The sequence below is a fragment of the Thermoanaerobacterium calidifontis genome (assembly GCF_055381745.1).
Map to the genome: position 1 here is coordinate 363,402 of NZ_AP042436.1, position 23,429 is coordinate 386,830.

The following is a 23,429-nucleotide window of genomic DNA, read 5'->3' on the forward strand; positions in this document are numbered from 1 at the left end:
TGACCTCCTTTGAAAAAAATAAATATAAATTAAAAAAGGAGGTTTTTTTATGCCGCTACATCACAGACTTTCTAATATTTATTATGGCAATAATGATTTTATAAACATAGATGATGACATTGTAAAGATGTTAAGCATATATGGAAAATCTAATATTAAGAGAAAAGGCCATGAGTTCATAGATGAGTACAATGACTTTTACAGTGATTGTGATTTTTATTTTAGCGAAAATAAAAGTTATGATGAGTAAAAGTTAATAAATATTTGAAATATACGTTTAATCTGCTTTAAATAATGCTTAAATGGAAAAATATAAATTAAATGGTTGTTGACTGTATAGAAAAGAGGAATAAAATAGTAAGTGAAGGTCAAAGAAAGTCAAAGTAAGAAAGAGGTGATGGGATGGCGAGGCTAAGCGATTTAATAGAGGACTTTATAAAAAGCTTGATAGAAGAAGCTGATGAAGAATATATTGAGATAAAGAGAAATGAACTGGCTAATATTTTCAATTGCGCCCCATCACAGATAAACTATGTACTTGAGACGAGATTTAACTTATCAAATGGATACATCATTGAAAGCAGGCGTGGTGGTGGCGGATACATTAAAATAATCAAAAGGCCTGTTTCCAAAGATTGGATGTCAAAATTGATTTCAGATATAGGTGACAACATAACAGAAAGCAAAGGCAGGCTTTACATCGACACTTTATTAGAACATGATCTGATAACTGAAAGGGAAGCTGCATTGATGAAATCTGTGCTTAACGATAAGATTTTACCTGTTGCACAGTACGAAAAGCCTATTTTGAGGGCGATACTTTTAAAAGTGATGTTAGCAGAACTTTCAAATAATTTGATAAAAAGGAGTGATTAAAATGTTGTGCGATAAATGCAAAGAAAGACCAGCGACAGTCCATTATACTCAAATAATAAACGGCGTCAAGACAGAAATGAATTTGTGTGAGCAATGCGCTCAACAGGAAGGACTTTTAAACAGCGAGACATTTTCACCGTTTGTGAATTTTACACCATTTTCTGTGCAGGATTTGTTGGCAGGATTGATGAATTTTCTTCCAAATACAGGAAATACTTATATAGAGGAGCAATTAAAGTGCAGCAATTGCGGCATGACATACGACAGATTTAAAGAAACAGGCAGGCTTGGATGCAGTAGATGCTATGATTCTTTTTCAGATGAATTAAACCCGCTTATAAGGAGAATTCACGGAAGCACTGGACATAGAGGCAAGATTCCAAGAAAGACAGGCGGAGCATTAAGGGCAAAGAGAGAAATAGAGGAGCTTAAAGCGAAACTTGATAAGGCAGTAAAAGAGGAAGCATTTGAGGAAGCTGCAAAATTGAGAGATAAAATCAGAGAATTGGAGAAAAAGTATGGAAAGTAGGTGATGCTGATGTTTGACCATGACAATGATGTTGTGATTTCCAGCAGAATTAGACTTGCCAGAAATTTAAGCAATATTCCATTTCCGCCTGTCATGACGGAAAGTGAGGCAGAAAAAGTCAAAGAATCGGTAAAAAAGGCCATATTTGACAGTAAAACAATACTTTCAACGCAGTTTTCAGAGTACGACATGAAAAAAATAACTCCTCTTGAGAGGCAATCCCTTGTTGAAAGGCACTTGATAAGCCCTGATCTTGCGCAAAACACTAAAAACGGCAGTGCCCTTATAAAAAACGACGGAACTGTAAGCATACTTATAAACGAGGAGGATCACTTAAGGATTCAGACCATATTTAATGGGCTTAATTTAAAAGAAGCTTGGGATCTGGCAGACAAGATTGATGATTTGATTGAGGAAAACATAAGCTATGCTTTTGACGAAAAGTTAGGTTATCTTACAGCATGTCCTACGAATGTGGGAACAGGTATAAGAGCGTCTGTTATGGTACATCTGCCGGCTCTTACTATAACCGGACAGATAGGCAATGTTCTAAATTCTGTATCTAAAATTGGAATAGCAGTAAGAGGCATGTATGGTGAGGGGACTCAATCATTAGGCGATATTTACCAGATATCAAATCAAGTCACATTAGGCCAAAGTGAGGTAGACATAATAGAAAACCTTGAAGGCATTGTAAAGCAGATTATATCCAATGAAAGAAAATCAAGAGAGGATCTTTACAAGAAGAGAAAAGTGCAGATAGAAGACAGAATAGGCAGATCATACGGTCTTTTGACAAATGCAAAGGTAATGTCTACTCAAGAATTCATGAAACTTATTTCAGACGTTAGATTAGGTGCTGTTTTAAACATTGTAAATTTGGACATTCAAAAGATAGATGAGATAACAACACATATTCAGCCTGGGAACCTACAAAAAATAATAGGGAAACAATTAGAGCCATATGAAAGGGATATTAAGAGAGCTGAGTATGTATCAAAATTGATTAAAGGATAAAAATTTAGGAGGTGTTTTTATGGCAATGTTTGGTAGATTTTCGGAAAAAGCACAAAAAGTGCTTTATCAAGCACAGGAGGAAGCTCGCTCACTATACCACAATTACGTGGGAACGGAGCATATTCTTTTAGGTCTTATTAAAGAAGAAGACGGCATAGCATCCCGGGTTTTAAAAAGCCTTGGTGTCACTTACGAAGATATAAGAGCAAAGGTAGAATCACTTATTGGAATGGGAAATGTGCCTGGCGATGTGGTAGGATATACGCCAAGAGCAAAGAGGGTTTTGGAGCTTAGCTTTGCTGAGGCCAGAAGGTTTAATACAAATTACATCGGAACAGAGCACATCTTATTGGGCCTTATTAGAGAAGGTGAAGGTGTAGCAGTAAGGATTTTGATGGAGTTAGGTGTAGACTTCAACAGAGTCAGAGAAGAAATAGTAAAGATGGTAAGCGAAGAACCTTCTGGCACTACAAATAAAGCGCAAAGAGCTAAGAATACAAATACACCTAACTTGAACCAGTTTGGAAGAGATCTTACAGAGCTTGCAAGGGAAGGAAAGTTGGATCCTGTCATTGGACGTGAAAAGGAGATAGAAAGAGTAATACAGATTTTAAGCAGAAGGACTAAAAACAATCCATGCCTTATTGGCGAACCTGGAGTAGGTAAAACTGCAATCGCCGAAGGATTGGCAGAGGCCATCGAAAGTGGTACTATACCGGAGATTTTAAAGGGCAAACGGGTTGTAACATTAGATATGGCTTCAATGGTTGCAGGCACGAAGTACAGAGGAGAATTTGAGGATAGGTTGAAAAATGTATTGAATGAGGTCATCAAGGCAGGAAATGTCATACTTTTTATAGATGAGCTTCACACTATAATAGGTGCTGGTGCGGCAGAAGGTGCAATAGACGCATCTAATATCTTAAAGCCAGCCCTTGCGAGAGGAGAGATACAAGTCATTGGTGCTACTACAATCGATGAATACAGGAAGTACATTGAAAAAGATCCTGCTCTCGAAAGGAGATTTCAACCTATAATGGTTGAGGAGCCGTCTGTTGAAGAAACGATAGAAATATTAAAAGGACTAAGGGACAAGTATGAAGCACATCACAGGATAAAGATTACCGATGAAGCGATTGAAGCAGCAGCAAAACTTTCCCACAGGTATATAACAGATAGATTCCTTCCTGATAAGGCTATAGACCTTATAGACGAAGCTGCGTCGCGAGTCAGACTTAAGACAGTTACAGCGCCGCCAGAGATAAAAGAATTGGAAGATAAATTAAATATGCTTAATAAAGATAAAGAAGAGGCTATAAGGACTCAGGAGTACGAAAAAGCTGCTAAGATAAGAGATGAAGAACAAAAAGTTAAAGAGCAACTGGAAAACTTAAAATCAAAATGGCAGCAGAATTCATTAGTTAAAGAAAAAAGCGTTGGTGCTGAAGAAATTTCGCAAATTGTATCCCTTTGGACTGGCATTCCAACACAGAAGCTTGCACAAGAAGAATCTGAAAGGCTTTTGCATTTGGAAGATATACTGCACAAGCGTGTAATAGGTCAGGATGAAGCAGTGGATGCAGTGGCAAGAGCCATAAGAAGGGCAAGAGTTGGACTTAAAGATCCGAAAAGACCTATTGGATCATTTATATTCTTAGGGCCAACAGGTGTCGGTAAGACAGAGCTTAGCAAAGCGCTAGCGGAAGCCATGTTTGGAGACGAATCAGCGATAGTCAGAATAGATATGTCTGAGTATATGGAAAAATTCTCTGTATCAAGGCTTATCGGCTCTCCTCCAGGATATGTTGGATATGAAGAAGGCGGAGAGCTTACTGAAAAAATAAGAAGAAAGCCGTATTCGGTCATCTTATTTGACGAAATTGAAAAAGCTCATCCAGATGTGTTTAATATACTGTTGCAAATATTAGACGATGGAAGGCTGACAGATTCAAAAGGCAGAACGGTAGATTTCAAAAATACACTCATAATAATGACTTCCAACGTTGGAGCACAGCTTATTAAGAAGCAGACTACTTTAGGTTTTATGCCTGAAAGCAACGCAGAAAAAGAATCGTACGAAAAGATGAAGGAAAACATCTTAGAGGAACTTAAAAAATCATTTAGGCCTGAATTTTTAAACAGGATTGATGATATCATCGTATTCCGTCAACTGACGCAGGATGACATAAGGAAGATTACCGATTTGATGATCGCTGATTTGAATAAGAGGCTTAAAGATAACAACATAAGCCTTGAATTTACAGATGATGCAAAAGAAGAACTTCTTAAAGAAGGCTATGATGTGACTTACGGCGCAAGGCCATTGAGAAGGGCTATACAAAAAGTTGTTGAAAGTGAGCTTTCTGAGCTTATGCTGAAAGGCGAGATAAAATCTGGCGATAAAGTTTTAGTTAAATTAAAAGACGGTAAATTTGATTTTACGAAAGTTTAAGCATACTTGGATACTCTCTTAAGTGAGGGTATCCAATTTTTATATTTCAATGTGATATAATTTTAGTGATAGATATACATGGAAAGTCGGTGGAAATGTGAAAAAAGATAAGACTAAATTTGTCTGCCAACAGTGCGGATTTGAAAGCACAAAGTGGATGGGAAAGTGTCCTAATTGCGATGAATGGAATTCGTTTGTTGAAGAGGTAGTTGAAGACAGCGACAAAAAGTCGCGAGAAAGCGTACTTACATCAAAAGTTGAGCTTTTAAAAGATATAGAGGCAAAGGATGAAGACCGTATAAAAACAGGAATTAGTGAATTTGACAGGGTATTAGGCGGTGGTGTTGTAAAAGGTTCTCTTGTTTTAATTGGGGGAGAACCCGGCATCGGCAAGTCAACTATGCTTTTGCAGATATCGGACGTGATGTCTAATTTCACAAAGGTTTTGTACATTTCAGGAGAAGAATCATCAAGCCAGATAAAAATGAGAGCAGACAGAATCATAAAAGGCAAGCAGGAGATATACTTCTTGGCCGAAACTAACATAAACAATGTGGAAAGACATGTAGAGAAGATATCGCCTGGTTTTATTATAGTTGATTCAATCCAGACTATGTACGCAGATGAAAGCACAACTATACCAGGCAGTGTGTCGCAAGTAAGGCAAGTTACGCAGCATCTTTTAAGGCTATCGAAACAAAACGGGATTACTGTATTCATAATAGGTCATGTAACTAAGGAAGGCTCTATAGCAGGCCCAAGAGTGTTGGAGCATATGGTGGATACTGTATTGTACTTTGAAGGTGATAGGACGCAGTCATTTAGGATATTAAGAGCTTACAAAAACAGATTTGGCTCTACAAATGAAATAGGGGTATTTGAAATGGAATCAGAAGGTTTAAAAGAGGTAAAGAATCCTTCTGAAGTGCTTTTATCTGGGAGAGATTTGAATGCACCGGGTCTTGCTGTAATAAGCTCTATGGAGGGCACGAGGCCAATTTTATTAGAGGTTCAATCGCTTATTTGCCATACCAATTTTGGATTGCCAAGGAGGATGTCAACAGGCATAGATTACAACAAATTTGTCCTTTTATTGGCTGTATTGGAAAAGAAATGTGGGATAAATCTTTCACAATCAGACGTATACTTAAATATAGCTGGTGGATTGAAAGTACAAGAGCCTGCGGCTGATTTAGGAATAGTTGCAGCTTTAATATCAGGGTATTTAAATATTCCCATCTCTAATGACATCTGTTTTTCTGGTGAGGTTGGATTGATAGGCGAAGTAAGACCTGTAAGCAATTTAGAGAGAAGGATAAGTGAAGCCAGAAAGATGGGGTTTAAAACAATAGTAGTGCCACAGATGAAGGTAGAAAATAATTACGATATGAACGTAAAAAAGATTAAAAACATCGTAGAACTTACAGATGTAATTGCAAAATAAAAAGTGGGTCTATCCCCACTAAAATCACAGCATATTGAAAACTCCCAGCGTATTAAGCTCTTTATCCTTTTTAAGCAAGATATCGTAGAAGTTTAAGCCCAGCGTGTTGCAAAGGGCTATTATATAGAATATGTTGTTGCCGATTTCGGTTTCTAAAACTTCACGGCAGTTATCGCACAACTGACCATCCACATGTGTTTTGATGTACTTATGTGCGTCTTCTATCATGGCATCTTCAGGGATTTCTTGCTTTTGTGCATTGATTTTTAGACAACCGCACTCTGTAACAGATTTTGCTACTGCTCTGTTGACTCTGGCACTGCTTTCTTGAATTTTTGTCAAAATATCGAGAATGCTCTTGTGACGTATTAAGTATTCTTCTACTGTGTTTTGTAGATCATCGACTATTATATCCTTCATGGTTATGCCCACTCCCGTTTCTTTAAATCTTAAATCAATTATATACTTGTAAATGTTGTGTTGTCAATATTTACACGAAATAACATTTATAGCATGACTAAATTTTTTGTAAATTGACAATGTTTATCTATAAGTAGTATACTTTTATTAAAGAAGCCCTATACATGTAAAATTTGTTATGTGCCTTTATAAAATTTCCCCATTGACTTATAATTAGTGACATTTTTGATAATAATAGAAGTGGAGGTGAATATATGTTATACAAAATTGTAAGAGGAATAATTTCGATAGTTGGCTTAGGGGTGGGATTTGAAGCGGCTTACCTGTCTTTGGCTGTATTGAAGCTACAAAAATTGATGGATTTGACATTGACGAGCATTACATCAATCATTGTATACGCTGTTGGGGCTTTGATAGGCGGAATCATATTTTTTATTTTTTCTCCTAAACTTATTAAATGGGGAAAAGATTTCGAAGGTTGGCTTGAGACAGCACTTCAAAAATCACCGATATACGATATCTTAGTTGGAGCTTTCGGATTAATCATTGGATTGATTTTGGCAAACCTTATTAGCGCTCCTATTTATCAGCTTCCATTTGTAGGAAAGGTTATTCCTATAATAATCAGTGTGTTTTTCGGTTATCTTGGAATAAGCATATCATTGAAGAAAAAAGATGAATTTATGAATTTGTTTGCGATAGTGAAAAAGATGGGACAGCAAAAATCGCAAAAAGTAGAGATAAGCGAGATACCAAAAATTCTCGATACCAGTGTCATAATAGATGGCAGGATTTTTGATATATGTAAAACGGGGTTTGTAGAAGGACCCCTTATTATACCTAATTTTGTGCTGGAGGAATTGAGGCATATAGCTGATTCATCTGATTCATTAAAGAGGAATAGAGGCAGAAGAGGCCTTGATGTTTTAAATAAGATACAGAAGGAATTGGATATGAAGGTGCAGATTGTAGATAAGGATGTGGACGCATCCGAAGTAGACACGAAACTTTTAAGGCTTGCCAAGATGATGAATGGGAAAGTTATAACAAATGATTATAATTTGAATAAAGTAGCTGAATTTCAAGGTGTACCCGTCCTTAATATAAATGAACTTTCAAATGCGGTAAAGCCTGTGGTGCTTCCTGGAGAAGAGATGGTCGTTCAGGTCATAAAGGATGGGAAGGAATCTGGTCAAGGCATAGCCTACCTTGACGATGGCACTATGATCGTGGTAGACGGTGGCAAAAAACATATAGGCGATACATTGGATGTCCTTGTAACAAGCGTTTTACAGACTGCAGCAGGTAGAATGATATTTGCCAAACCGAAGCAAACAGATCAAGAAAAAGCTATGTGATATTTTAAGGCATTTTCCTTTCGAAGATGCCTTTTTTATTTTGTCGATGGCGGAAAGATGGTGAATATGATATAATTTTACCAGTATATTTTTTGTAGAGGGTGCATTATGTTTATTAGTGCAATAGTCGTTGCTGCTGGTAAAGGCAGAAGAATGGGAACAAAATTAAACAAGGTTTTTTTGAAATTAAACGGAAAGCCTGTTCTATACTATACTCTAAATGTCTTTGAAAAATTATCGGAACTTAATGAGATAATTTTAGTGGTGTCTAACGAAGACATAGATTACTGCAGACGGGAAATAATCGATAAATATAATTTTAAAAAGGTAAAGCAGATAGTTGCCGGTGGGATGGAGAGACAGGAATCTGTTTTCAATGGGTTAAAGGCTGTGAATAGCAGATGCGACATAGTGATGATACATGATGGAGCAAGACCTTTTATCGACGAGGCCACACTAAAAAAGGGCATAGAAGAGTCTAAACATCACAGTGCTGTAGGTATTGCTGTTCCAGTGAAAGACACTATAAAGGTAGTTGACGATGACAATTTTGTAGTAGATACCCCTGATAGGACAAATCTTATGGCCATCCAAACGCCACAAATTTTTGAATACAGGCTTATATACGAAGCACATTTAAAAGCAATGGAAGATGGTTTTTTAGGTACAGATGATACTGTCCTTGTAGAAAGGCTTGGACATAAAGTAAAACTTGTGGAAGGTAGCTACAGGAATATAAAGATTACTACTCCTGAGGATTTGATAATATCTGAGGCTTTCTTAAAAACAATATATCAATAACATTATTATTTTAACCTCATATAATTATAGCAGGAGAGATGCCTAAATTATATGAGGTGATTGTGATGAGAAGGCCTCTTGTATTTATTCACGGAATATTTGGCTCCATGTATGTTCCTACGCTTGTTGGCAAAGCATGGGGGTTTGGACCTGCAGGTTATATATACGATTCTTTCGTTGAAAATTTGAAATCATTGGGATATACGGAGGGCAAAAATCTTTTTATTTGCTATTATGAATGGTGGAAGGATATACCTGAGTGTGTAAACACACTTATGTCTAAGATAAATGAGGCAAAAATAAAAAATAATTGCGATAAAGTCGACGTTGTATGCCACAGCATGGGTGGTTTACTTCTTAGAAGCTATGTGCAAGGAGATTTTTACAGAAATGATGTAGGCAAAGTGGTTTTTTTATCTTCTCCTCATTATGGAGCTGCTAATGCATATTATGCGTGGGAAGGCGGTGCAGTTCCTCCTGACAACGACGAGGATTTTTTAAATATACTTTTAAGGGGATTTATCTGGGCTATAGGCAAAATAAAAGGGGAGAAAGATGAGCTTATGATAATAAGAAGGTACATTCCATCTATAAAATCTCTCATGCCAAGTGTCGAATATGGAAACTACGTTTTTAAATACCCGATTAAAAACAACAAGATCGTGTTTAAAAATATACTTTACATGAAGGAACAGAATACCTTTTTAAATGAATTAAACAGCTCAATTGATAAATTTTATGAAAGAGCTGATGAAGTGTATGTTTTTTCGGGAAATGGTATATACACGAATAAATTCATTCAAGTTGCCGATAGTAATGATAGCGTATTGTGGCCTGACGGCCGTGCTGTTGGTGTTGTGAGAGATGATAAAGGGGATGGAACCGTATTGATTAAAAGTGCTTTAGGAGTTGAGGGAAATAAATATGTCTTGAATGCAGGCCATGGAGGAATATTAAATGCTTCTATTCCGCATCTAAAAGAAATATTGGGCGTAGAAGAAGCACCTAAGGCAAGCGTTTTGGAAAAGATATTGTCTTTTGTAAATATATTGACAGATAGTAAAGTCCTTGTGCTTGACAGAGGGCAAAAACTTAAAAAGTACAATGTCTTTGGAAAAGTAAATTGGTACATGGCTATTAATGAAGAAGGGGAATACTACTTTTCTTCACCAGACTTTGCAGCAAGGTCTATCATGATTCATACAAATAAAGGTTTTGCTGTTAAAACAATAAAGCAAAAAGACAGATTTAGGAAGTCTGAAACTCGTCTTTTTGTAGATAGAAATGGAAATTTCGAGTTTAAGGGATAGGAGTGTTTTTATGAGAGTCGGTATTGGATACGACGTACACAGATTAGAGGCGGGAAGAAAATTGATATTGGGCGGTGTACAGATTCCGTACGTTAAGGGGCTTTTAGGTCATTCAGATGCCGATGTCCTTATACATGCTGTCATTGACGCAATTCTCGGTGCTGCAGGGTTAGGCGATATAGGAACTCATTTTCCTGACTCCGAGTGGATTTATAAAGATATAGACAGCACTGTGCTCCTTAAGAAGACGTTAGATTTGATAAAAGATAAATACTCTTTAAACAATATTGACTGCATCATTATAGCTCAGGAACCGAAATTGGCACCGTATAAAGATGCTATATCCAAAAATTTGTCGAAAGTTTTAAATATTGGGATTGACAGAGTTAACATTAAAGCAAAGACCGAAGAAGGTCTTGGATTCACAGGTAGAAAAGAAGGAATTGCTGCGTACGCGATAGCAAGTCTTTCTGAAAAATGTATTGACAGTTAAAATTAAATTAAATAAAATACAAACATGATAAATATTAGGAGGTAGACGATGAGATTATCACAATTGTTTATACCAACGATGAGAGAGGTACCAGCGGAAGCTGAGATACCAAGCCATATTCTCATGTTAAAAGCCGCCATGATGAGAAAACTTGCATCAGGTGTGTACATTTATTTGCCGCTTGGCAAAAGGGTCCTTAAGAAGATTGAAGAAATTGTGAGAGAAGAGATGGACAGAGCAGGGGCACAGGAGGTGCTTATGTCCGCCATAATACCTGCGGAACTTTTAAAAGAATCCGGCAGATGGGATGTTTTTGGACCTGAAATGTTTAAGCTAAAAGACAGAAATGACAGGGAATTTTGCTTAGGTCCTACCCATGAAGAAGTTTTTACAGACCTTATAAGAAATGATGTAAAGTCATACAGGCAGCTTCCATTGACAATATATCAGATTCAGACGAAGTATAGAGATGAGAGGCGGCCCAGATTTGGTGTCATGAGGTCTCGTGAATTTATAATGAAAGATGCTTACAGCTTTGATGTCGATTGGGATGGACTGGATGTGTCTTTTGATAAGATGTACGATGCTTACTGCAGGATATTTGACAGGTGCGGCTTAAAGTACACTGTCGTTGAAGCTGATACAGGTGCTATGGGTGGAAAGGATTCTAAAGAATTTATGGTGACATCTAATGTTGGAGAAGCAGTAATTGTCTATTGCGACAACTGCGGCTATGCTGCCAATGAAGAAAAGGCAGAATGTACTATTCAGCATGTAAGTGATGAAGAGATGAGGACATTAGAAAGAATTTATACGCCTGATGTAAAGACGATCGATGAACTTGTGTCGCATTTGGATGTTGAAGCAGAAAGATTTGTAAAGACGTTGATATACAAGTACAAGGATAAGGTAGCTGCAGTTCTTATAAGAGGCGACAGGGAAGTAAACCTTGTAAAACTGGCGAATCTTTTGAATGTAAGCGAAAATGATGTTGAATTGGCTGATGAAGAAACTGTAAAGAAAGTCACATCTGCCAATGTAGGATTTGCTGGTCCTATTGGACTTAAAGGGGATGTAATGATTATAGCAGATGCGGAGATACCTGCCATGAGAAATGTCATCGTCGGCGCTAATGAGACAGACTACCATTTGAAAAATGTCAATTACGGAAGAGACTTTAAAGCGGATGTAGTATCAGATGTTAGAAAAGTTGTAGACGGCGATAAATGCCCGAAATGTGGAAATCCTTTAAAACTGGATAGAGGAATTGAAGTAGGACACATTTTTAAATTAGGCACAAAATATTCTGATGCATTAGGTGCAAATTATATAGATGAAAATGGCAATGAAAAGCCTATAATAATGGGCTGTTACGGCATAGGGTTAAACAGAATTGCGGCTGCTGCAATAGAGCAAAATCACGATGACAAAGGCATCATTTGGCCAATGTCTATAGCACCATATCACGTCATAGTTGTACCTGTAAATGTGTCAAATGATGCGCAGAGAGATCTTGCAGAGAAATTGTACGATGAATTATCTAAAGCTGGCATTGAGGTTTTGATTGACGACAGGGATTTGAGAGCAGGCGTAAAATTTAATGACGCTGATTTGTTAGGTATACCTATTAGAATAACCGTAGGAAAGAAAGCCCAAGACAATATTGTTGAGCTGAAATTAAGAAAAGAAGAAAAGCCGATAGAATTAAAATACGATGAAGTTTTAGGGAAAGTTAAAGAATTAATAAGTGAAAATATATAGGAGCTAAATGCTCCTTTTTTGCATAATATTTTAAGAATGACAAAAAAATAAAGTAGGAAAGGAGTGGTTTAATGTCCATTTACATAATGGGGATTTCTGTCGATAAAAGATCGGATTTTGCACCAAAGGTGCAAGAAGTATTGACGAAGCATGGACAAAACATATTGGCCAGGTTTGGAATACACGATGACAGCGATGATAATGGGCTTATAACGTTAAATGTCAGAGGTGATGAGAAGTATATAAACGAATTTTCAAAAGAGCTTACAAGCATTCCGTCTGTTAAAGTAAATCACATGACGGTTAAATGATTAAAGGGATAGGAGACTATCCCTTTATTGCTTTAATTAAGTATTAGATTGCCCTTTTTATGAAAATATATTGTAAGTGTGAAATAAAATTTGTATAATGTATATGATGAATACAAAAGATGGAGATGGCTATATGGAAAAAAGAGTTAGGTTTGCACCAAGCCCTACAGGTGCTATTCACATAGGAAATATACGCACTGCGTTATTTAATTATCTATTTTCAAGAAGCGAAGGTGCTAAGCTTATATTGAGGATAGAAGATACGGATTTGACAAGATCTTCGAAGGATTTTGAGAAGTTAATATTCAAAGAGTTAAGCTGGCTTGGCATAGAATGGGATGAAGGGCCTGACAAACCCGGTGAATACGGACCGTACAGGCAAAGCGAAAGGCTTCATATATACAATGAATATGCAGAAAAGCTTATAAAAGAAGGTAAAGCCTATAGATGTTACTGTACTCCTGAAGAGCTGGATAAAGACAGAGAGGAATCTGTTAAAAGAGGAGATATACCGAGGTATTCTGGAAGATGCCGGCATTTGACTAAAGAACAGGAAGAGGAGTATTTGCGGCAAGGCAGGAAACCTTCCATTAGATTCATAATTCCTGATGATGTTACAATATCATTTGATGATATGATAAAGGGAAAGATCGAAATTAAGTCAGACACGCTTGGTGGTGACATGATAATAGTAAAATCTGATGGCATGCCGACTTACAACTTTGCAGTCGTTGTAGATGATACTCTTATGAAAATAACCCATGTCATAAGAGGTGAAGATCATATTTACAACACTCCTAAACAGCTTCTCATTTATGAGGCACTTGGCTTTAAACCACCTGTATTTGCTCATGCGCCTCTTATCTTAGGACCAGACAGGACTAAGCTTTCTAAAAGGCATGGGAATACTTACATTGGACAATACAGGGAAATGGGTTACCTACCTGAAGCGATGTTTAACTTTTTGTCGCTTTTAAGTTGGTCTCCAGATGACAATGTTGAATTGATGTCTAAAGATGAAATAATTAAAAAATTTAATTTCAATAAGATTCACAGTGCTAATCCTGTTTTTGACATAGAAAAGCTGAATTGGATGAATCAACACTACATTCAGATGAGTCCTATTGAAAGAATTGTAGATTTAAGCTTGCCGCATCTTAAAGAGGCAGGGTACATTGGTGAAAATATAGATGAGGCTACGTACGAATGGCTAAAAAAGGTTGTGTCACTTTTTAAAGATGGCTTGCACTATGTGGCTGAACTGAAAGACAAGGCAAAGATGTTCTTTGTCGATGATTTGGAATACAATAGCGAAGCAAAAGAAACTTTGCTGTCAAGTGATGCTAAGAATGTACTGATGACATTTAAAGAAGAAATCGAGAATATGGATGAAGTTACAGAAGATGGCATAAAAGAACTGCTAAAGATGTTGCAAAAGAAGATAGGAGTCAAAGGAAAAGCGTTTTTCATGCCTATAAGATTTGCTTTAACAGGGCAAGACCATGGACCTGAACTTGTGATGATAATTCCTCTTTTAGGGAAACATAAAATATTGCAAAGGATAGATAAAGCCTTAAAATCAATATCGTAAATGTGATGATTGGGAGAGTAGCATAATAGATTCCAAAAGAGAGGAGCTGTCGTGGGCTGAAAGCAGCTTCTGGATATATTGTGTGAAGTGCACCCATGAGCAATGCGCATTGTCGCACGGGTATCCGTTATAAATACAAGTGGAGTTTACTCAATCAGAGTGGAACCGCGAGCCCCCCTCGTCTCTGGATGATGGGGGATTTTTTTATCAATTATTTATTGAAAAGGGGATTGGTTATCATGTTTAAAACATTGAAGGAGGACATTAAAGTAGTGTTTGAGAGGGATCCTGCTGCAAAAAGCGTGTTAGAAGTAGTTTTATGCTATCCGGGATTCCATGCTATAATATTTCATAGAATTGCACACTACTTATACAATAAAAAGCTGTTGCTGTTATCAAGGCTTATTTCACAATTTAGCAGGTTTTTAACTGGAATAGAAATACACCCAGGTGCTAAAATAGGAAAGGGATTTTTTATAGATCACGGAATGGGCGTAGTGATAGGGGAAACGACAGAAATAGGGGATAATGTGACGCTGTATCAAGGAGTTACATTAGGCGGTACTGGAAAGGATAAGGGTAAGAGGCATCCTACTATAGGCAATAATGTAGTTGTTGGAAGTGGTGCAAAAGTCTTAGGGCCTATAAAGATAGGCGATAATACGAAAATAGGTGCAGGTGCTGTAGTGCTACATGACGTTCCACCAAATTGCACTGTCGTTGGTGTTCCTGGACATTGCGTAAAAAAAGACAACGTGAGAGTAAGTCCGGCATCTAAAGTAAATGTGGACTTAGAGCATGGAAAGCTGCCTGATCCAATTGAAGATGAGTTAAGAAGGTTAAAAGCCAGAATCAAAAGGTTAGAAACATATATAAACAATGTGGAGGATGATAGAGATGAAGATTTATAATACGCTTACCAGAAAAAAAGAAGAATTCGTGCCATTGAAGGATAATGTTGTAAATATGTATGTATGCGGACCTACTGTGTACAATTTTATCCATATAGGCAATGCGAGAGCGTTTATCGTCTTTGATACTGTCAGAAGGTATCTGGAATATAAGGGTTATAAAGTAAACTATGTGCAGAACTTTACAGATATAGACGATAAACTCATAAAAAGATCCCATGAGGAAAACACAACTGTAAAAGAATTAGCTGACAGGTACATTGAGGAGTATTTCAAGGATGCTGACAGCTTAGGAATAAAAAGAGCCACATTCCATCCAAGAGCTACAGAAAACATCGAAGAAATAATTGAGTTTGTGAAAAAGCTTATTGATAAAGGGTTTGCTTATGAAAAAGATGGGAATGTGTACTACGATACGACGAAGTTCAAGGATTATGGGAAACTTTCACACAAAAATATAGATGAGTTAAAGGCTGGGGCACGAATAGAGGTAAATGAAGACAAGAAAAATCCAACAGACTTCGTCCTTTGGAAGGCTGCGAAGGAAGGAGAACCGTATTGGGATAGCCCGTGGGGTAAAGGCAGACCTGGTTGGCATATTGAGTGCTCAACAATGTCTACAAAGTTCTTAGGCAAAACCCTTGATATACATGCAGGTGGTCCTGATCTCATATTTCCGCATCATGAAAATGAGATTGCACAGAGTGAAGCTGCAAATGATGCAGAGTTTGCAAAGTATTGGATGCACATAGGATACTTAAACATCAATAATGAAAAGATGTCTAAGTCAAAAAACAATTTTTTCACCGTAAGAGACGTAATCAGCCAATACGATCCTGAAGTTTTGAGGTTTTTCATGTTGATGTCTCATTACAGAAACCCAATCAATTATAGTCAAGACCTTATAGAACAAGCAAAGAACGGGTATTTAAGATTAAGCAATACTGTTTACAACTTGAGACACCTTTTAGATGTGGCGGAAGACAGGCAATTAAGCGATGAAGAAAAAGCGTACAAAGAGAAATATGAAGAGTACAAAAGAAAGTTTGAAGAAGCGATGGATGACGATTTTAACACTGCCGATGCCATATCAGTCATCTTTGAGATGGTAAGAGATATTAATTCAAATATAGATGGAAATTCCCCGAAGGAATTGATAAAATATATATTAGATGTTTTTTTGAATTTATCTTCTGTCCTTGGCATAACTTATAAAAAGAAAGAGCTATTGGATGATGAGATCAAAGAACTGATAGAAAAGCGTCAAGAGGCCAGAAAGGCAAAGAACTGGGCAGAAGCTGATAGAATAAGAGATGAATTGAAAAAACAAGGGATAGTATTGGAAGATACACCTAACGGAGTAAGGTGGAAGAGAGTTTGATGAATCTTTTTACAAAGGATGGCAAAGTTTTTACAAAAAAAGATGTCATGAATTTATCGCCGCTTATTATGGCATTTATCGGCGATAGCGTCTATGATTTGTTTATAAGGACAAATATTTCAGCAAAGGGAAATAGGCCTATAAACAAGATTCACAGAGAATGTGTTAAGTACGTAAAAGCGTCATCACAGTCTGAGATTTTGAAAAATCTCTATGACATGTTTGATGAAGAAGAAAAGGATATAATAAGAAGAGGAAGGAATGTAAAAAGCGCTACTATTCCAAAGCATGCCGGTATCGAAGAATACCGGCTGGCTACTGCTTTTGAGGCTTTACTTGGCTATCTGTATCTTTTGGGAAGATACGATAGGCTTGATGAAATACTAAATTATGCATTAAACTATAATATAAATGAGGGTTAATTATGAAAGAAAATGAAAATATAATATACGGAAGGAATCCTGTGTTAGAAGCTATTAATAGCGGACGAGAGATTGAAAAAATATATGTTTCAAAAAATGCCAAAGGTAATATTTCTAAAATTATAAAATCTGCAAGGGATAAAAATATAATCATATCAACTGCAGACAATGTGACATTAGACAAGATGTCCGGAAACGGCAACCATCAGGGAGTAGTCGCATTGTGCTCCCTCTATAAGTATTGTGACGTGGAAGACATACTGGAGTATGCCAATGAGAAAGGTGAAAAGCCTTTTATTCTGTTATTGGACGGGATAACAGACACGCACAACTTTGGAGCCATAATAAGGACTGCAGAAGCTTTTTCAGTACATGGCATCGTAATCCCAAAGAGAAGATCTGCTGTGGTAAACAGCACGGTTGTAAAGACATCAGCAGGTGCCACTGAGTACATGAAAATTGCAAAGGTTTCAAACATAAACAATGCAATAAATAATCTAAAGAAGCAAGGCGTATGGATTGTAGGCAGCAGCGTGGATGCAAAAGAGGATTTTAGCAATGTTGATTATGATCAGCCTATAGCCATAGTCATTGGCAGTGAAGGTGAAGGGATATCTGATCTTGTTAAAAAGAACTGTGATTATCTTGTAAAGATACCAATGATGGGCAATATGAATTCGCTGAATGCATCGGTAGCGGCATCTATTTTCATGTACGAGGTTGTACGACAGAGGACGGGTAAGGCGTGATTTGATGTATATGGTGATTGATGGATATAACGTGATAAACAATTGGCAGGATTTAAAGCTTGAGGCGAGAAATAACCTTGAGGACGCCAGACAAAAGTTGATAGATATACTTCAAAATTTTAAAGGGTATACAGGATTTAATATAATACTCGTCTTTGATGCGATGTACGCCAAAGGGAAACAACAAAACAAGGAATATCACAATGGAATTGAAGTCGTATATACAAAGGAAGGTGAGTCTGCTGACAGCTACATTGAAGGATTGATAAAAGAAATAGTCAAAAAAGACAAAGTAGTTGTGGTGACTTCTGATTGGATATTGCAGCAAGTCGTATTGGGTCAAGGCGCCATAAGGATGTCATCAAGGGAATTATACGAAGAATTGAATAATTATTTAGAAGATAAAAAGAAGTTTTATACCAAAGACGACAAGAAAGACAGCATTGAATCAAGACTTTCAGAAGAAATTATAGAGAGGCTTAAAAAAATGGCTGAGTAATAAAAATATTCTTTATTACAATCTTGACTACAATCTCTATTAAAAGTATAATTATTTATGTGAACTTGGCCTATAAGCGGAGGCGATTTTTGTGAAATCGGGGGCACAATTAGATCTATACAATGTTTTTTCGTCAATGGATGAAGGTGATGTTGTAGAAGAGGCTCAGAGGGGCAACGAAGCAGCGCTAGAATTCATCATTGACAAGTACTATTCTTTTGTCAAGGCAAAGGCTCGTTCCTACTTTTTGGTCGGTGCGGATAAGGAAGATATAGTGCAGGAAGGTATGATCGGGTTATACAAGGCTATTCGCGATTTTAAAAGCGATAAGCTGTCATCGTTTAAAGCTTTTGCTGAGCTATGCATAACGAGACAGATGATAACAGCCATCAAAACTGCTACAAGGCAAAAACATATTCCTCTTAATTCTTACGTTTCTTTAAATAAGCCGATCTTCGAGGAGGAGTCAGACAGGACATTGATGGACGTTGTGTCCAGTGAATGCATATCTGATCCTGAAGAGTTAATAATAAACCGAGAGGAATACGTTAACATCGAAAACAAGATCGGTGAGATGTTAAGCGACCTTGAGTGGGAAGTGCTTATATCCTACCTTGATGGTAAATCGTATCAGGAGATTGCTGTTGAGCTTAGAAGACATGTAAAATCGATAGATAATGCCCTCCAAAGAGTAAAAAGAAAGCTTGAAAGATATCTTGAGATGAGAAATAGTTAAGTATTGACATTTTAAAGCTTTTATAGTAGAATTTAAAATTGATGCAAAATATGATTGCCCACGTAGCTCAGTCGGCAGAGCGTCGCCTTGGTAAGGCGGAGGTCACCGGTTCAATCCCGGTCATGGGCTCCAATTTTATTTTTTTGTACTTAAGTTTTAAAATATAGAAACGCGTGGATGAGTTTATTAAAGTAGGAGGAAAAGAAATGGCAAAGCAAAAATTCGAAAGAAAGAAACCCCATGCAAACATAGGGACAATAGGACACGTAGACCATGGCAAAACGACATTAACATCAGCAATAACGATAGTATTATCAAAACAAGGAATGGCACAAGCGACAGCATACGATGAAATAGACAAAGCACCAGAAGAAAAAGCAAGAGGAATCACAATAAACACAATGCACGTAGAATATGAGACAGAGAAAAGGCACTATGCCCATGTTGACTGTCCAGGACACGCAGACTACGTAAAGAACATGATAACAGGAGCAGCGCAGATGGACGGAGCGATACTGGTAGTATCAGCAGCAGACGGTCCAATGCCACAGACAAGAGAGCACATCCTGTTAGCAAGACAGGTAGGCGTACCATACATCGTAGTATTCTTAAACAAAGCAGACATGGTAGACGACCAAGAATTAATCGAATTAGTAGAGATGGAAGTAAGAGAGCTGTTAAATGAATATGAATTCCCAGGAGATGACACACCGATAGTAGTAGGTTCAGCATTAAAAGCAATGGAATGCGGATGCGGACAAAGAGATTGCCAATGGTGTGGCAAGATATGGGACTTAATGGATGCAGTTGACAGCTATATACCGACACCAGAAAGAGATGTAGACAAACCATTCCTGATGCCAGTAGAAGATGTATTCACGATAACAGGAAGAGGAACAGTTGCAACAGGAAGAGTAGAGAGAGGCAAATTAAAAGTAGGAGACGAAGTAGAGATAATAGGATTATCAGACGAAAGCAAGAAGACAGTAGTAACAGGAGTAGAGATGTTCAGGAAGACGCTGGATGAAGCAGAAGCAGGAGACAACATAGGAGTATTGTTAAGAGGAGTAACAAGAGACGAAGTAGAAAGAGGACAAGTCTTAGCGAAACCAGGGTCAGTAAAACCGCACACGAAATTTGAAGGACAAGTATACGTGTTAACAAAAGAAGAAGGCGGAAGACACACACCATTCTTCAATGGATACAGACCACAGTTCTACTTCAGGACAACAGACGTAACAGGAGTAATAGAATTACCAGAGGGCGTAGAGATGGTAATGCCCGGAGACCACGTAACGATGACAATAGAATTAATAACACCGATAGCAATGGAAGAAGGACTAAAATTTGCTATAAGAGAAGGCGGACACACAGTAGGAGCCGGTGTTGTTTCCAAGATTCTGTCATAAAAAGGGCTGGGTATTTTACCTGGCTTTTTTTGAGTCTATACATTTAGATTGACATAAATTAATATTTATGATAAAGTTTTAAAAGTAGTTTTAAATTCCGGGAGGTGGAATTGTTGCGGGTTAAGATTACATTAGCTTGCACGGAATGTAAGCAGAGAAACTATAATACTACTAAAAACAAGAAGAACGATCCTGATAGGATAGAGCTTATGAAATACTGTAGGTTCTGCAGAAAACATACATTGCATAAAGAGACAAGGTAAAATACAAGTTATAAAGGGATGTGATTCGATGGCTGCCGATGAAAGGAGAAAAGTCGGGAAGTTTTTTAGGGAAATAAAAGCCGAGATGAAGAAAGTTACGTGGCCAACAAGAGACAATTTGATTGCATATACAGAAGTTGTACTGGTTGTGGTAATAGCATTTACATTGTTGATATTCCTTGCAGACTCGGCCTTTAGCTATCTACTGAAATTAATTATAAAAAGTTAAAGGAGGATGGGGTTTATCCCCAAATCGATGATGTCTGAAACAAATTCAGCTAAATGGTATGTAGTCCATACTTATTCCGGATATGAAAATAAGGTTAAGGCGAATCTGGAAAAGTCTGTTGAAAATAGAAATCTTCAAAATTTAATACATCAAGTCGTAGTTCCGACTGAAAAAGTGGTAGAGATAAAAGACGGCAAAAAGAAGTCTGTTGACAGAAAGGTATTTCCAGGATACGTACTGGTGAAGATGGTAATGAATGATGAATCATGGTATGTGGTAAGAAATACCAGAGGCGTAACTGGCTTTGTTGGGCCTGGATCTAAACCTGTACCACTTACTGAAGCGGAAGTGAGAAGCTTAGGCATTAAGGAGATACAGACGTCAGTAGATATAAAAGTAGGCGATAGTGTTAGGGTTATTGCCGGACCACTTGAGAATTTCATCGGTGTTGTTGAAGAGATTTACCTTGACAGACAAAAGGCTAAAGTTTTGATTTCGATGTTTGGCAGAGAAACCCCAGTGGAATTTGACTTTGTCCAGATTCAAAAAATTCAATAGATGACATGAATTAGGAGGTGTAAACATGGCTAAAAAAGTTGCTGCAGTTGTCAAGATACAGTTACCTGCAGGAAAGGCTACACCAGCTCCACCAGTAGGTACAGCTCTTGGACCACATGGTGTCAATATAATGGGTTTTTGCAAGGAGTTTAATGAAAAGACGGCAAAACAAGCTGGTTTGATCATTCCTGTAGTTATTACCATATATGCAGATAGGTCATTTTCATTCATCACAAAGACACCACCTGCGGCTGTGCTTTTAAAGAAGGCTGCTGGTATTGAAAGTGGTTCACCACAGCCTAACAAGCAGAAAGTCGCAAAGATTTCAAAGGATAAAGTAAGAGAAATAGCAGAACTGAAGATGAAAGACTTAAATGCATCAGATATTGAGGCGGCTATGAGAATGATAGCTGGTACTGCAAGAAGCATGGGCATTGAAATTGAGTAGTAGTTGTTAAGTGGGAGGACTTGTGTCCGAAAAATACCACAAGGAGGTAAAAAATAACATGAAACATGGTAAGAAGTATTTAGATAGTGTGAAATTAATAGATAAGACAAGATTGTATGATGCAAATGAAGCTGTCGATTTGGTTTTGAAGACTGCAAAGGCAAAATTTGATGAGACCGTTGATCTTTCGGTAAGGCTTGGTGTTGATCCAAGACATGCAGATCAGCAGGTCAGAGGAACTGTAATACTTCCTCACGGGACAGGCAAGACGGTTCGAGTTTTGGTTTTTGCAAAAGGCGATAAAGCAAAAGAGGCTGAAGCTGCTGGTGCTGAATATGTTGGAGCTGAAGAATTAGTCGCAAAAATTCAAAATGAAAACTGGTTTGACTACGATGTTGTTATAGCTACACCAGACATGATGGGTGTAGTAGGTAGACTTGGTAAGGTCTTAGGACCAAAAGGCTTAATGCCAAACCCAAAGGCTGGTACAGTCACATTTGACATTGAGAAGGCAGTAAAAGACGTGAAAGCTGGTAAAATTGAGTACAGAGTTGACAAAAATTCAATAATCCATGTACCTATTGGAAAAGTTTCTTTCGGACAAGAGAAATTGGTTGAGAATTTCAAGACGATAATGGATGCTATAATAAGATCTAAACCTGCAGCAGCAAAAGGACAATATTTGAGAAGCGTTGTCCTCTCATCGACGATGGGACCTGGAATCAAGGTTAATCCGCAAAGAATCGTATGATAGCTGTTGACATAAAACCATAATAGTGATATACTCTTAAAGTAAAATTGAAAACTTACCGTAGACAGTAGGTGTGGCAACACATAAATCCTACCGAGGTTTTTGATAAAGCTAAGAAAGGATCCTCATGTCTACGGTGGATCCTTTTAATATTTAAGACGGGAGGTGTAAGTTTGAGCACAGCGAGGGAAGCTAAGGAAAAAGTCGTTAGTGAGTTTAAAGATAAACTGGGAAGAGCACAATCCGTCATATTTACCAGCTACAGTGGATTGACAGTTGAGGACGATACTGCTTTAAGGAGAAAGTTTAAAGAGGCTAACGCTGAATACAAAGTATACAAAAATACTTTGATGTGGCGTGCGGCGCAAGAACTTGGTTACAATGACTTGAAAAAGTACTTAGAAGGACCAACATCAGTATCTTTCGGGTACGATGATCCTGTTACACCTGCTAAGATTCTGGTTGAATTTTTGAAAAACAATAAAGGTTTGGAATTAAAAGCAGGTATTGTAGATGGCAAAATAGTAGGGCCAGAGGAAATAAAAGCATTATCAGAATTGCCATCAAAAGAAGAACTTATCGCAAAAGCACTTGGCAGCATGAAGGCGCCTATAAACAACCTTGTATATGTATTGTCTGGTACATTGAGAAGTCTTGTAATAGCTTTAAATGCTGTTAAAGAGAAAAAAGAAGCACAATAACACAAAAAT

Annotated in this window: 27 protein-coding genes, 1 tRNA gene and 2 other annotated features; of the genes, 27 read left to right on the forward strand and 1 reads right to left on the reverse strand. The window is 37.4% G+C overall.

The window, feature by feature from the left end; translation table 11 throughout:
- Positions 1–49: 49 nt before the first annotated feature.
- The 6 genes from ACZ42G_RS01875 (at position 50) to radA (ending at position 6,318) form a co-directional block, all read left to right on the forward strand.
- Positions 50–250 (forward strand): hypothetical protein, encoded by a 201-nt coding sequence (locus ACZ42G_RS01875; protein ID WP_274893921.1) that lies wholly within the window; start codon positions 50–52, stop codon positions 248–250.
- Between the two features lie 152 nt (positions 251–402).
- The gene (locus ACZ42G_RS01880) at positions 403–876 is read left to right on the forward strand and encodes a CtsR family transcriptional regulator (protein ID WP_085112729.1); all 474 of its coding nucleotides are present in this window, start codon (positions 403–405) and stop codon (positions 874–876) included.
- A 1-nt stretch (position 877) separates the two neighbouring features.
- On the forward strand, positions 878–1,405 hold the full coding sequence (locus tag ACZ42G_RS01885) for a UvrB/UvrC motif-containing protein (protein WP_085112728.1): 528 nt from the start codon (positions 878–880) through the stop codon (positions 1,403–1,405).
- A gap of 9 nt (positions 1,406–1,414) precedes the next feature.
- On the forward strand, positions 1,415–2,422 hold the full coding sequence (locus tag ACZ42G_RS01890) for a protein arginine kinase (protein WP_085112727.1): 1,008 nt from the start codon (positions 1,415–1,417) through the stop codon (positions 2,420–2,422).
- A gap of 19 nt (positions 2,423–2,441) precedes the next feature.
- The gene (locus ACZ42G_RS01895; RefSeq protein WP_085112726.1) at positions 2,442–4,874 is read left to right on the forward strand and encodes an ATP-dependent Clp protease ATP-binding subunit; all 2,433 of its coding nucleotides are present in this window, start codon (positions 2,442–2,444) and stop codon (positions 4,872–4,874) included.
- A gap of 97 nt (positions 4,875–4,971) precedes the next feature.
- On the forward strand, positions 4,972–6,318 hold the full coding sequence (gene radA, locus ACZ42G_RS01900; RefSeq protein ID WP_085112725.1) for a DNA repair protein RadA: 1,347 nt from the start codon (positions 4,972–4,974) through the stop codon (positions 6,316–6,318).
- Positions 6,319–6,342: 24 nt separating this feature from the next.
- On the opposite strand, the gene ACZ42G_RS01905 is transcribed toward radA, so the two are convergent.
- Positions 6,343–6,738 (reverse strand): nucleoside triphosphate pyrophosphohydrolase family protein, encoded by a 396-nt coding sequence (locus ACZ42G_RS01905; RefSeq protein ID WP_013787120.1) that lies wholly within the window; start codon positions 6,736–6,738, stop codon positions 6,343–6,345.
- Between the two features lie 254 nt (positions 6,739–6,992).
- Between ACZ42G_RS01905 and ACZ42G_RS01910 the strand changes: the two genes are divergently transcribed.
- The 21 genes from ACZ42G_RS01910 (at position 6,993) to rplJ (ending at position 23,420) form a co-directional block, all read left to right on the forward strand.
- A complete protein-coding gene (locus ACZ42G_RS01910; RefSeq protein WP_013787121.1) occupies positions 6,993–8,096 on the forward strand; it encodes a PIN/TRAM domain-containing protein in 1,104 nt (367 codons plus the stop codon).
- Positions 8,097–8,204: 108 nt separating this feature from the next.
- Positions 8,205–8,897, forward strand: coding sequence for a 2-C-methyl-D-erythritol 4-phosphate cytidylyltransferase (gene ispD / locus ACZ42G_RS01915; RefSeq protein ID WP_085112723.1), 693 nt, complete (start codon positions 8,205–8,207; stop codon positions 8,895–8,897).
- A gap of 65 nt (positions 8,898–8,962) precedes the next feature.
- Positions 8,963–10,207 (forward strand): lipase family alpha/beta hydrolase, encoded by a 1,245-nt coding sequence (locus ACZ42G_RS01920; protein WP_274893925.1) that lies wholly within the window; start codon positions 8,963–8,965, stop codon positions 10,205–10,207.
- A 10-nt stretch (positions 10,208–10,217) separates the two neighbouring features.
- Positions 10,218–10,700 carry a 2-C-methyl-D-erythritol 2,4-cyclodiphosphate synthase gene (gene ispF / locus ACZ42G_RS01925; protein ID WP_464851157.1) on the forward strand — a complete coding sequence of 161 codons (483 nt, stop codon included), beginning with the start codon at positions 10,218–10,220 and terminating at the stop codon, positions 10,698–10,700.
- Between the two features lie 48 nt (positions 10,701–10,748).
- Positions 10,749–12,461 carry a proline--tRNA ligase gene (locus ACZ42G_RS01930; RefSeq protein WP_085112720.1) on the forward strand — a complete coding sequence of 571 codons (1,713 nt, stop codon included), beginning with the start codon at positions 10,749–10,751 and terminating at the stop codon, positions 12,459–12,461.
- A 71-nt stretch (positions 12,462–12,532) separates the two neighbouring features.
- Positions 12,533–12,772, forward strand: a complete 240-nt coding sequence (locus ACZ42G_RS01935) for a hypothetical protein (protein ID WP_013787126.1) — start codon at positions 12,533–12,535, stop codon at positions 12,770–12,772.
- Between the two features lie 133 nt (positions 12,773–12,905).
- On the forward strand, positions 12,906–14,363 hold the full coding sequence (gltX, locus tag ACZ42G_RS01940) for a glutamate--tRNA ligase (protein WP_464852083.1): 1,458 nt from the start codon (positions 12,906–12,908) through the stop codon (positions 14,361–14,363).
- Positions 14,360–14,552 (forward strand) — a binding site (T-box leader). Its footprint overlaps the gene before it by 4 nt.
- A 50-nt stretch (positions 14,553–14,602) precedes the next feature.
- Positions 14,603–15,274, forward strand: a complete 672-nt coding sequence (gene epsC / locus ACZ42G_RS01945; RefSeq protein WP_085112717.1) for a serine O-acetyltransferase EpsC — start codon at positions 14,603–14,605, stop codon at positions 15,272–15,274.
- Positions 15,261–16,655, forward strand: coding sequence for a cysteine--tRNA ligase (gene cysS / locus ACZ42G_RS01950; protein WP_085112716.1), 1,395 nt, complete (start codon positions 15,261–15,263; stop codon positions 16,653–16,655). The genes epsC and cysS overlap by 14 nt, the downstream gene beginning before the upstream one ends.
- Entirely contained in the window at positions 16,655–17,077 is a 423-nt protein-coding gene (locus tag ACZ42G_RS01955; RefSeq protein WP_085112821.1) for a Mini-ribonuclease 3, read from the forward strand. Before cysS ends, ACZ42G_RS01955 begins: the two co-directional genes overlap by 1 nt.
- Positions 17,078–17,079: 2 nt before the next feature.
- Positions 17,080–17,826 (forward strand): 23S rRNA (guanosine(2251)-2'-O)-methyltransferase RlmB, encoded by a 747-nt coding sequence (rlmB, locus tag ACZ42G_RS01960; RefSeq protein ID WP_464851159.1) that lies wholly within the window; start codon positions 17,080–17,082, stop codon positions 17,824–17,826.
- 4 nt (positions 17,827–17,830) lie between these two features.
- On the forward strand, positions 17,831–18,325 hold the full coding sequence (locus tag ACZ42G_RS01965; RefSeq protein ID WP_085112714.1) for an NYN domain-containing protein: 495 nt from the start codon (positions 17,831–17,833) through the stop codon (positions 18,323–18,325).
- Between the two features lie 91 nt (positions 18,326–18,416).
- On the forward strand, positions 18,417–19,061 hold the full coding sequence (gene sigH / locus ACZ42G_RS01970) for an RNA polymerase sporulation sigma factor SigH (RefSeq protein ID WP_085112713.1): 645 nt from the start codon (positions 18,417–18,419) through the stop codon (positions 19,059–19,061).
- A gap of 56 nt (positions 19,062–19,117) precedes the next feature.
- Positions 19,118–19,193, forward strand: a tRNA-Thr gene (locus ACZ42G_RS01975).
- Positions 19,194–19,267: 74 nt separating this feature from the next.
- Complete coding sequence (gene tuf, locus ACZ42G_RS01980) at positions 19,268–20,470, forward strand: elongation factor Tu (RefSeq protein ID WP_274893932.1); 1,203 nt, start codon at positions 19,268–19,270, stop codon at positions 20,468–20,470.
- A gap of 113 nt (positions 20,471–20,583) precedes the next feature.
- The gene (gene rpmG / locus ACZ42G_RS01985) at positions 20,584–20,733 is read left to right on the forward strand and encodes a 50S ribosomal protein L33 (RefSeq protein WP_013296962.1); all 150 of its coding nucleotides are present in this window, start codon (positions 20,584–20,586) and stop codon (positions 20,731–20,733) included.
- A gap of 28 nt (positions 20,734–20,761) precedes the next feature.
- A complete protein-coding gene (gene secE, locus ACZ42G_RS01990; protein ID WP_013787136.1) occupies positions 20,762–20,962 on the forward strand; it encodes a preprotein translocase subunit SecE in 201 nt (66 codons plus the stop codon).
- Between the two features lie 30 nt (positions 20,963–20,992).
- Positions 20,993–21,520, forward strand: a complete 528-nt coding sequence (gene nusG, locus ACZ42G_RS01995; RefSeq protein ID WP_014757914.1) for a transcription termination/antitermination protein NusG — start codon at positions 20,993–20,995, stop codon at positions 21,518–21,520.
- Between the two features lie 25 nt (positions 21,521–21,545).
- Complete coding sequence (rplK, locus tag ACZ42G_RS02000; protein WP_085113710.1) at positions 21,546–21,968, forward strand: 50S ribosomal protein L11; 423 nt, start codon at positions 21,546–21,548, stop codon at positions 21,966–21,968.
- 58 nt (positions 21,969–22,026) lie between these two features.
- A complete protein-coding gene (gene rplA, locus ACZ42G_RS02005; protein WP_041592050.1) occupies positions 22,027–22,719 on the forward strand; it encodes a 50S ribosomal protein L1 in 693 nt (230 codons plus the stop codon).
- Between the two features lie 40 nt (positions 22,720–22,759).
- Positions 22,760–22,878: a sequence feature (ribosomal protein L10 leader region), on the forward strand.
- Positions 22,879–22,892: 14 nt separating this feature from the next.
- Positions 22,893–23,420 (forward strand): 50S ribosomal protein L10, encoded by a 528-nt coding sequence (gene rplJ / locus ACZ42G_RS02010; RefSeq protein ID WP_014757917.1) that lies wholly within the window; start codon positions 22,893–22,895, stop codon positions 23,418–23,420.
- Positions 23,421–23,429: the final 9 nt, after the last annotated feature.